Origin of the sequence: Polynucleobacter sp. QLW-P1DATA-2 (genome assembly GCF_001870365.1) — a bacterium.
Classification (GTDB): Bacteria; Pseudomonadota; Gammaproteobacteria; order Burkholderiales; family Burkholderiaceae; genus Polynucleobacter.
Genome location: NZ_LZMQ01000007.1, coordinates 21,554 through 32,538, shown reverse-complemented (window position 1 = coordinate 32,538; position 10,985 = coordinate 21,554). Strand labels below are relative to the sequence as shown.

General features: G+C 45.7%; 9 protein-coding genes. 2 read left to right on the top strand and 7 right to left on the bottom strand.

Features of this window, described 5'->3' with window-relative positions; translation table 11 throughout:
* Nucleotides 1–754: amidase family protein (locus A9236_RS09780; protein WP_071467868.1), on the top strand; the 754-nt coding region annotated here is incomplete at its 5' end.
* A 19-nt stretch (nucleotides 755–773) separates the two neighbouring features.
* Here A9236_RS09780 and A9236_RS09775 read toward each other — a convergent pair.
* Nucleotides 774–1,751, bottom strand: a complete 978-nt coding sequence (locus tag A9236_RS09775; protein ID WP_071465852.1) for a tripartite tricarboxylate transporter substrate binding protein — start codon at nucleotides 1,749–1,751, stop codon at nucleotides 774–776.
* Nucleotides 1,752–1,777: 26 nt separating this feature from the next.
* Nucleotides 1,778–2,899: an NADH:flavin oxidoreductase/NADH oxidase gene (locus A9236_RS09770; RefSeq protein ID WP_071465853.1), complete on the bottom strand. Its 1,122-nt coding sequence runs from the start codon at nucleotides 2,897–2,899 to the stop codon at nucleotides 1,778–1,780.
* Between the two features lie 159 nt (nucleotides 2,900–3,058).
* Between A9236_RS09770 and A9236_RS09765 the strand changes: the two genes are divergently transcribed.
* Nucleotides 3,059–4,579: a CoA-acylating methylmalonate-semialdehyde dehydrogenase gene (locus A9236_RS09765; protein WP_071465854.1), complete on the top strand. Its 1,521-nt coding sequence runs from the start codon at nucleotides 3,059–3,061 to the stop codon at nucleotides 4,577–4,579.
* A gap of 67 nt (nucleotides 4,580–4,646) precedes the next feature.
* On the opposite strand, the gene A9236_RS09760 is transcribed toward A9236_RS09765, so the two are convergent.
* The 5 genes from A9236_RS09760 to nuoL form a co-directional block, all read right to left on the bottom strand.
* Nucleotides 4,647–5,132, bottom strand: a complete 486-nt coding sequence (locus A9236_RS09760) for a DUF1178 family protein (protein ID WP_071465855.1) — start codon at nucleotides 5,130–5,132, stop codon at nucleotides 4,647–4,649.
* Between the two features lie 66 nt (nucleotides 5,133–5,198).
* On the bottom strand, nucleotides 5,199–5,798 hold the full coding sequence (locus tag A9236_RS09755; RefSeq protein ID WP_071465856.1) for an NUDIX domain-containing protein: 600 nt from the start codon (nucleotides 5,796–5,798) through the stop codon (nucleotides 5,199–5,201).
* Nucleotides 5,799–5,928: 130 nt separating this feature from the next.
* Nucleotides 5,929–7,428 (bottom strand): NADH-quinone oxidoreductase subunit NuoN, encoded by a 1,500-nt coding sequence (nuoN, locus tag A9236_RS09750; protein WP_071465857.1) that lies wholly within the window; start codon nucleotides 7,426–7,428, stop codon nucleotides 5,929–5,931.
* Nucleotides 7,429–7,438: 10 nt separating this feature from the next.
* Nucleotides 7,439–8,905, bottom strand: coding sequence for an NADH-quinone oxidoreductase subunit M (locus tag A9236_RS09745; RefSeq protein WP_071465858.1), 1,467 nt, complete (start codon nucleotides 8,903–8,905; stop codon nucleotides 7,439–7,441).
* A gap of 24 nt (nucleotides 8,906–8,929) precedes the next feature.
* Nucleotides 8,930–10,984, bottom strand: coding sequence for an NADH-quinone oxidoreductase subunit L (gene nuoL, locus A9236_RS09740; RefSeq protein ID WP_071465859.1), 2,055 nt, complete (start codon nucleotides 10,982–10,984; stop codon nucleotides 8,930–8,932).
* Nucleotide 10,985: the final 1 nt, after the last annotated feature.

Here is a 10,985-nt window from a genome sequence, read left to right as displayed (position 1 = left end):
TGGAAAGATCAGTGTTGCCGGAGTAAAAAGTTTAGCCCCGTCCTTAGATACCTTGGGGTGCTTTGGACGAACCGTCGAGGATGTTGCACTCGGTGTTGCCGCTATGAGTGGTGATTTAGATCTTGCCACCATCGAGAACTTGCACAATAAGCCGCGCATTGCCATTTGCAAAACTGCAGACTGGGGATTAGCAAGCAAAGAAGTTGCTAGCGCATTAGCTCTAGCCCGCTTTAGTGCTGAGACCATCGCCAAAGGAAAAGTAAGCGACTTGGACTTGCCGCCTCATCTTGATGGGCTTAGAGAAATACAAACTCGCATCATGCTAAATGAAATGTCTCGTAGCCTTGCATTTGAACGTGAGCACTTTTCAAAAAAAATGAGCCCGCAAATTAACCAGCAAATTGTTGATGGCTCGCAAATTAACTATTCACAATACGCAACTGATTTATTGGAAGCTAAGGCTGCGAGTTCATATATCTCTGAGTTATTTGCAGATCAACTGGATCTCATTATTGCCCCCAGCGCAATTGGTGAAGCCCCCCATCTGAAGGAAGGCACAGGAGACCCTGTGTTCTGCAGAATTTGGACTTTATTGGGTTTGCCCTGTATCAATCTGAATATGGCAAGCGGGCCCAATGGTTTGCCATTGGGCATTCAACTGATTGCGGGTCCGGGAAAAGATTGTTTCTTATTAAGCGCTGCAAGAGCGCTTGCAAAAACCTTACCTGATCCCGTCTTGCGAGATCAGGCTTAATTTTTACTGCTTACTCCAATCAGTCGAGCGTAATGTTTGCGGACTTAATCACCTTATTCCAGTAAGGCAATTCTTTCTTTACTAATGCCTCGGTTGCAGCTGGATTTTGGTAACTCAATTCGACCCCTGCTGCATCGGCACGCTCCTTTACCTCAGGCATAGCCAAACTCTTCTTCACTGAGTCCGTTAACTTTGCAACAATTGGTGCAGGTGTTCCGGCAGGCGCAAATAGCCCTACCCACGACTCCAATTGAAATGAAGGTAAACCTGCCTCTGCAGTAGTCGGCACATTAGGCATACCAGGGTGTCGATTTTTACCAGTGACTGCTAGGCCTTTGAGCTTGCCACTTTGCACATGCTGCATCAATGAGGGCGGCGTTGAGATAAATACCTGCACTTGCCCTGCCAGCACATCCTGAATTGCTGGGCCAGAACCTTTGTAGGGAACATGAACCATATCTACGCCAGTAATCTGCTTAAACATTTCAGTACCGATATGAGAAACCGAGCCATTGCCTTGTGAGGCGTAATTTAATTTACCTGGATTGGCCTTGGCATAGGCAATAAATTCTTTTAAGTTGTTAACTGGAACTGAAGGGTGTACTGCAATGACATTAGTAGAGACTGTCAGCAAAGCAATTGGCGAAAAATCCTTAATTGGATCCCATGGCAGTTTATCCATCAAAGCCGGATTGCCAACGTGATATCCCGAATAAGAAATTAATAAGGTGTAGCCATCTGACTTTGCCTTGGCAACGTATTGGTAAGCAGTATTCCCGCTAGCGCCTGGCTTATTGTCGACTACGATTGCTTGACCGATAACACGAGTTAAAGGTTCGCTTAATAAGCGCGCTGAGGTATCGACCAAGCCACCGGGTGGATTAGGGACAACTAGGACAATCGGCCTGTCCGGAAAGCCATCTGCTTTGGCAACATTCAATAATGCAACTAATCCAAATAGGATAAATGCACTGCATACACGCTGAAATAAAGTCATCCTCGTCTCCACATCTTTTGATAGATTTATCGCTGCCCAACTTTAACGCTGCCAAAAACAGCTTGCGCCTCTCTTGGTAAACAGCGCCAGTAGCGCTCATTAGCATTCACGGTACCACCAAGAGCGGCGGCAGCCTCCCAACCCCAGCGTGGCTTGTACAAGAAAGCTCGGGCCAAAGCAATGAAGTCTGCATCACCGGCTTGCAAAATTTCCTCTGCCTGATGTGGATCTGTAATCAGGCCAACCGCCATCGTTGGTAAGCCCGATTGATCTTTAACAATCTTGGCGAAAGGAACTTGGTAGTTAGGCCCAATGGCGATTTTCTGGTTTGGTGAAATTCCACCAGAAGATATATGAACAAAGTCGCAACCTAAGGGTTTGAGCTGTTTGGCAAAGTTAGCTGTCTCCTCTGGCGTCCAGCCACCCTCCACCCAGTCGCTTGCAGAAATGCGGATGCCGAGTACACCCTTGTATGCTGCTCTAACCGCCGTAAACAATTCCAGCGGGAAACGAATTCGATTTTCAAATGAGCCGCCATATTCATCGGTACGTTGATTTGCAATGGGCGATAAAAATTGATGCAGCAAGTAGCCATGGGCACCATGGAGCTCAATTCCATCCAAGCCAATACGATCCGCGCGTTTAGCCGCCATGACAAATGCTTCTATTAAATCTTTTAATTCTGCTTTGGTGAGCTCATGCGGCAAGCGCTCGCCTTCAAGCTGCGGAATAGCTGACGGCGCTGCAGTTTCCCATCCACCTTGATCAACCGACAGCAGTTGACCGCCATTCCATGGCGTTGCACTTGAAGCCTTGCGACCGGCATGTGCCAACTGAATAAACACAGGGGTAGCTGGCGCTAATTTGCGTGCACGGCTTAATTTATCCTGGAGAGCCGCTTCAGTGCGGTCGTCCCATAAACCAAGGCAGGCAGGCGTAATTCGAGCCTCAGGAGTAACGCCTGTAGCCTCAATAATAAATAGAGCAGCTCCACTATTGAGAAGATTTCCCCAGTGCATGAGGTGCCAATCAGTCGCTTCCCCGTTATCGGCGGAATATTGGCACATCGGGGCCACTACGATGCGATTAGCGAGCTCTAATGGCCCACGAGGGGAATTGAGGGTGTAGGGTGAGAACAGGATGCTCATAGAAATGCCTTAAAAGTCAGAAAAAGGGATAAAAACACAATATGTAGCCTAAAGCGATAAAATAGTAAAAATAGAATAAACGAGACAGCGAAGTCGTGCAGGCCCATGGTCTAGCGACTTTAATTACCCTTAAAACTACCATCATCCTTACTGAAGACTATGAACGCACCCCAAGCCTTTGAATCAAAAGAAGATATCGGCCACTTTGTTGGCGGCTCCGTTATCAATCCTAAAGACGGTCGCTTTGCCGATGTCTTTAACCCAACCAAGGGTGCGGTAGCCCGTAAGGTTGCCTTAGCCAGTAAAACAGAGGTTGATGCAGCCGTAGCCGTCGCACAAAAAGCTTTTGAGACTTGGGGTCTCACCAGTCCACTGCGTCGTGCTCGCATCATGTTTAAGTACTTAGAGCTTCTGAATGCCAATCGCGACGAATTGGCTGCCATCATTACTGCTGAACATGGCAAGGTATTTACTGATGCGCAAGGTGAAGTCACTCGCGGTATCGAAATTGTCGAGTTTGCAACTGGCATCCCAGAATTACTTAAAGGTGATTACACCGAGCAAGTTTCTACTGATATTGATAACTGGGTCATGCGCCAACCTTTGGGAGTGGTTGCTGGTATCACCCCATTTAACTTTCCAGTAATGGTTCCTATGTGGATGTTCCCAGTTGCCATTGCCTGCGGTAATACTTTCATCCTCAAACCTAGCCCAACTGATCCCTCCGCTTCGCTGTTTATGGCTAAATTGCTAAAAGAAGCCGGTCTTCCAGATGGCGTATTTAACGTGGTGCAAGGCGATAAAGAGGCAGTAGATGCCTTGATTGAGAACCCAGATGTTAAGGCAGTTAGCTTCGTCGGCTCAACCCCGATTGCAAACTACATCTATGAGCGTTGTGCCCACTTTGGCAAACGATCACAAGCCCTGGGTGGCGCTAAAAACCATATGGTTATCATGCCGGATGCTGATATTGATAAAGCAATTGATGCTCTTGTTGGCGCTGCCTATGGCTCCGCTGGAGAGCGCTGCATGGCTATCTCAGTTGCCGTTTTGGTCGGTGATGTTGCTGAAAAAATCATGCCTAAACTTATTGAGCGCACTAAGACACTCAAAGTTAAGAATGGCATGGAGCTTGACGCTGAAATGGGCCCGATTGTTACCAAAGCTGCATTAGACCGTATTACCGGTTACATCGATAGCGGCGTTGCCTCTGGCGCAAAATTATTAGTAGATGGTCGCGGCCATAAAGTTGCTGGATATGAAAATGGGTTCTTCTTAGGTGGCACCTTGTTTGATAACGTGACTCCTGATATGAAGATTTACCTCGAAGAAATCTTTGGACCAGTTCTTTCCTGTTTACGCTTTGCGAACTTTACCGAAGCACTGAATTTGGTGAACTCTTGCGAATTTGGTAATGGCGTAGCCTGCTTTACTAGCGATGGCAATATTGCCCGTGAATTTGCGCGCCGTGTACAAGTAGGCATGGTTGGTATTAACGTACCTATTCCAGTACCGATGGCATGGCATGGCTTTGGCGGCTGGAAGAAATCACTCTTTGGTGACATGCATGCATATGGCAAAGAAGGCGTTCGCTTCTACACCAAGCAAAAGAGCGTCATGCAACGCTGGCCTGAGAGTATTGCTAAGGGTGCGGAGTTTGTCATGCCCACCTCCAAGTAAGAGACTGGCGCTTAATTAAAAATAGCGATCTTCGGATCGCTATTTTTTTATCTATTTACTTCTGAATTTACTGCAAGGTGTTTTTGAATGCTGGCATGAGTGGCACAGCCAATACATCAATACCCTCTTCTCTCAGGGACTCCGCCTCATCCAAGGTGGTCTGACCACGAATACTACGCTCGGGGGCTTCTTTGTAATGGATCTTACGAGCCTCTTCTGCAAAGGAAGCGCCGACATCTTCGGATTTGCCCATCAACTCACGCATCCCTTTTAAGAAGGCTGCTTGTACTTGCGCCTCTAGGCGTGAATGATCATTACCCGTTAAGGCAACCACCTCACCACTAGTAGCGCCAATATTTTCATTAGGCGCAGCAATCGCTAAAGAGGATGACTTTGCAATTCTGGGGGCAGAAGGCATGCGGGTGATTTCGGTGCTGTCGCACACTGGGCAGGCGAGCATACCTTTGTCTTGCTGGGCAAGACAATCCTCTTCAGAGGCAAACCATCCCTCAAAGTGATGATCTAAGGGGCAAGCGAGGTTGTAGACTTTCATATGACCTATATAAGGGCAAAAATGCCAAATTCAATAGGTCTATTTTAATGGGAATTACAAAATACCCTATTTGAGGGGGTGAGGACTCGCCAATCCACGTCTATACCGATCCAACCAATAGGCGGATATGGTCGTTTTAACATCCGTAATCTCACCAGCCTCAACCCAGGCAATTAATTGCTCCAAAGGCTCTGCAAAGACGTCCAAAAACTCTTCATCATCTAGCTTGTTCGGACCGGGAGTTAGCTCTTGCGCCAAGTAGATATCTATAAATTCAGTTGAATATGAAATCACTGGGTGAATTCGACGTATGAAACTCCACTTCTGAGCGGTGTACCCAGTTTCTTCTTCCAGCTCACGCTGAGCGCACAGCAAAGGATCTTCACCGATCTCTAACTTACCCGCCGGAATTTCAATACACGCCTTTGCTATTGGATACCGATACTGACGCTCAAGCAACACCCTGCCATCATCCAAGAGAGCAAGCACAGCAACAGCACCGGGATGGGTTAAATATTCTCGCGCAGCAATATGACCATCAGGAAGGCGCACTTGATCACGCTTCATATTTAAGAAGATACCGCCGTAAATATCCTCACCTGAAATGCGATCTTCACGCAAGTGGGTATCCCCTGCCGGCATATCTTTAAATGATTTTTCGATCATAGCGTCTTTCTATTTAGTTACCTTCATTTAAATGAAGATCGTACAAAAGATCCATGTCATTTAAATGTCATCACTGAGCATTAAACAATAAAGGCTCCCTGAGGAGCCCTTATTTACGGTACCGGTAAATTTATGAGCCCAATAAAGTGCGGCGCATTGCATCGAGACAAATACTCATTAACGCAGCAGGAACAATGCCAATAACCAAAACCAAGATGGTGTTCAAACTCAATAGACCTTTAGCAAAACCAGAGCCAGAAACAGTCACTTCATGGCTTGGCTCATCAAAATACATGACTTTCACTACCCTGAGGTAGTAGAAAGCACCAACCAAAGAAGCCATTACTGCAATGATGGCCAAAAAAGTATGCTCGGCATCTACCAGGGCTTCCAAAACACCCAATTTAGCTGCAAAGCCTACGGTTGGAGGAATGCCAGCTAAGGAGAACATCATTACCAAACCAATAAATGCAAACCAAGGATGTTTCTTATTCAATCCTTTAAGACCATCTAGAGTTTCGCAGTCATATCCTTTGCGTGACAGGGCCATCAACAATCCAAAGCTACCTAATGTAGTGAGCACATAAGTAATGGCGTAAAACATCGAAGCGCTGAAGGCGTGATCATCAAATACAGACAGCATGCCCAAAAGAACAAAACCCATTTGTGCGATTGCTGAGTAAGCAAGCATGCGCTTAATATTCGTTTGGGCAATCGCAGTAACGTTACCAACAACTAATGATAGGACGGCTAACAAGACTAACATCGGCTGCCAATCGCCCATCAATGGCAACAAAGTATTTACCAGCAAGCGGAATAACAATGCAAAAGCCGCTAATTTTGGAGCGCCAGCAATCATCAAAGTCACTGCTGTTGGCGCGCCTTGATAAACATCCGGCACCCACATATGAAAAGGGACAACCCCCAACTTAAATGCCAAGCCAGCCACAATAAATACCAAACCAAAAGCCATCACCAAGTGATTTACACGGGGATCGGCAACTGTTTTGAAGATTTCAATTAAATCTAGAGAGCCAGTAACGCCGTATAACATCGACATACCGTACAACAAGAAACCTGAAGCTAAAGCGCCCAAGATGAAATACTTAATACCAGCCTCAACACTCTTCTCGCTGCTATGGCGCATAGCCACCAAAGCATACATTGGCAAAGCCATCAACTCCAAGCCAAGATAAAGCGTTAGCAGATTTGCACCAGAAATCAACACCATCTGACCCAATAAAGCCAACAAGATTAAGACGATAAAGTCTGGACGGAATAGACCCCGATCAGATAAATACTGCTTGGAGTAAATCAAGCTTACTAAGACAGCTCCACATGAACAGGCCTTGAGCAAATTAGACAAAGGGTCTGACTGAAACAAACCATTCATAGCAACAAGGGATACGTCACCTAAACGGCCAACGAATGCGAAGATCAGATAGATTAACAAGATCAATGAGAAAAAATACACAAAACCGACACCGCGGGGAGTGTGAAAGATATCTTGCTCAACGCCAGGAGTTGAAGTGGCTTTTTCAGGTACAAAAACACTCGCCACCAATAATAAGCAAGTGGCAATTAGGAGAACGAGTTCCGGCAGGATGGCGTATAGGTCGAATGCTTGCATTTGCTTTTACTCAGAGTTTGCTAACAGCAACATGCTGCAGCAGATTGATCACGGCTGGATGAATAATGTCTGTAAATGGTTTTGGATAAACGCCCATACCAATGACACAGATTGTTAAAACGGCCATCATGAAGTACTCGCGACCATTGAGATCTTTGAGTTCTTCTACGTGCGCATTATTGATAGTGCCAAAGAAAACTCGCTTTACCATCCACAAAGAATAAGCGGCACCCAGAATCAAAGCCGTGGCAGCCAAGATGCCAATCACAAAATCGTAATCAACAGCGGCTAAGATCACCATAAACTCACCAACAAAACCAGATGTAGCAGGTAAACCGCAATTAGCCATTGCCATTAGCACTGCAAAGGCAGTGAATGCTGGCATGCGATGTACCACTCCACCGTAATCGGCGATTTGACGTGTATGCATACGGTCATAAAGAACGCCGATAGACAAGAACATGGCACCAGCGACAAAGCCATGGGAGATCATTTGGACAATGCCGCCCTCGATACCAAGTGGACTGAAGAGGAAAAATCCGAGTGTCACAAAGCCCATATGAGCTACTGATGAATAAGCCACTAGCTTTTTCATATCTTTTTGAACCAAAGCCACTGCACCAACATAGATCACAGCAACCAAGGATAAGAAAATAACAAATGGGCCTAAGTATTGGCTGGCATCTGGAGCAATCGGTAAAGAGAAGCGCAAAAAGCCATAAGCACCCAACTTCAACATAATGGCGGCCAAGACTACGGACCCGCCTGTTGGCGCCTCAACGTGAACGTCTGGCAACCAAGTATGCAAAGGCCACATTGGGACCTTGACGGCAAATGCCATAAAGAATGCAGCAAACAACAAGATTTGTTCAACGATATCTAGGCGGGCATTTTGCCAAGCCAAAATATCAAAGGTGTTAGTAACGTTGTATAGATAGAGCATTGCAACTAAAGTCAGCAATGAGCCAAGCAAGGTATACAAAAAGAATTTGAACGCTGCATAAATGCGGTTATGTCCGCCCCATACACCAATAATGATGTACATCGGAATCAAGGTTGCTTCAAAGAATACATAGAACAACAAAGCATCTAACGCAGCAAATACACCAATCATCAATCCAGACAGGATCATGAATGAAGCCATGTATTGCGAAACCTTAGTATCAATTACTTCCCAAGCTGCAATGACAACGATGATGTTGACAAATGCAGTTAGAACAATAAACCATACAGAAATACCATCAATGCCAAGATGGTAGTTGATGTCATAACGAGGAATCCAGCTCACCTTCTCTACAAACTGCATGCCGGCATTAGCAACATCAAAGTTCAATATCAATGGAAGTGTGGCAATAAAACCAATGACCGCCCCAAAGAGCGATAACCAGCGTACACCGGCAGATGGCTTCTCAGACCCATAAAACAAAATAATGAGTCCAAAGACGATTGGGGTCCAGATTGCGTAAGAAAGAATCATAGTGGCTACTTAAGTAACAAAGGCCTATCGAACAAAAGGCAGGTAAGCATACAAAACCCAGGCCAACAATACCGCTAGCCCTGCAATCATTGCAAACGCATAGTGATACACATAACCGGATTGCAAATGGCGAATGACACCAGCGAAGCGCCCTACTGAATATGCGCTACCGTTAACCAAGAAACCATCGATGATCTTTTGATCACCACGATGCCACAAGAAGCCACCAATCCAAATGAGTCCTTTGGCAAATACTGCTTGGTTGAAATCATCCAAATAGTATTTGTTGTCAAACAATTTTTTAATTGGGGCAAAAGCTTCAGCCACTTTAGCTGGTAGTTTGGGAGCCCAAAGATAACCAATAGCAGCAGTCAGCACACCAAGTACAACGAGACCTAATACCGGTGAAGTAAAGGCATGAATCGCCATCTCTACTGGACCGTGGAATTCTTCTGCTAACTCCTTCATTACTGGGTGACGAGCTAAGTCAATAAAGATCGAATCGCCAAAGTAAGTTCCAAATAAAAGTGGTGAAATGGTGTAGAAACCAATAATCACTGATGGAATCGCCAAGAGAATCAGTGGCAATGTCACCACCAATGGGGATTCATGTGGTTTTTGACCGGGAGCTAAACCGTGATGAGCGTGATCGTCACCCTGCTCCGCATGATCATGATGGTGATCATGCGAATCTGCATGACCCCAACGGGCTTTTCCATGGAATACCCAGAAGTAAAGACGGAATGAATACAAAGCGGTTACGAATACGCTAGCCATAACTGCAAAGTAAGCGAATCCAGAGCCAGGAATATGACTTGCTGCAACAGCTTCAATAATGGAATCCTTTGAATAGAAGCCAGAGAAGAATGGGGTTCCGATCAACGCTAGATTACCAAGCAACATCATCAAACAAGTAATCGGCATATATTTCCATAAACCGCCCATCTTGCGCATATCTTGCTCGTGATGCATACCTAAGATTACGCTACCGGCCGCAAGGAATAGCAGAGCCTTGAAGAATGCATGAGTCATCAAGTGGAAGATTGCTACTGGATATGCAGAAACACCTAAAGCTACAGTCATATAACCCAACTGCGACAATGTGGAATAGGCAACGACCCGCTTGATATCGTTTTGCACAATACCCAAGAAACCCATGAACAGCGCTGTGATAGAGCCAATCACCAAGATAAAACTTAACGCTACATCAGAGAGCTCAAACAATGGTGACATACGTGACACCATGAAGATGCCGGCAGTAACCATAGTTGCAGCGTGAATCAATGCAGAAATTGGCGTTGGGCCTTCCATAGAGTCCGGCAACCAAACATGGAGTGGAAATTGGGCTGATTTACCCATAGCGCCAATAAACAAACAAATACAGGCAACGGTTGCTAAGTTCCAGCTTGTACCAGGCAAGGTTTGCGCAGCTAAAGCAGTATTTTGCGAGAAGATCACGTCATATTGCATGGAGCCAGTACTTGCCAGCAATAAGCCAATACCAAGAATGAAACCAAAATCGCCTACGCGGTTCACTAAGAAGGCCTTCATATTGGCAAACACGGCGGATTGGCGTTCGAAGTAGAAACCAATCAAGAGATACGACACGACACCCACTGCTTCCCAACCAAAGAAGAGTTGCAAGAGGTTATTACTCATTACCAACATCAACATTGCAAAGGTAAAGAGCGAGATATAGGAGAAGAAACGGTTATAACCATCTTCACCTTGCATATAGCCAATGGTATAGATGTGCACCATTAAAGATACAAAGGTCACCACACACATCATGGTGGCCGTTAACGGATCAATAAGGAAGCCAATATCTAAGTTGAGTTCGCCTAATTGCATCCAGCGGTATACGGTGCCATTAAAGTAAAAGCCATCCATTACCTGCGATAAAACATTGCAGGACAGAATAAAAGCAATGGTGACACCCAAGATGGTGACAAACTGACTGGCGCCGTGACCAATCCGATTACCACCTAACTTAGTTCCAAAAAAGCCGGCAATAATGGAGCCGACTAGCGGCGCCAATGGAATTGCGCAGAGAACAGGAATGTTTAAGGTCAATTGCATG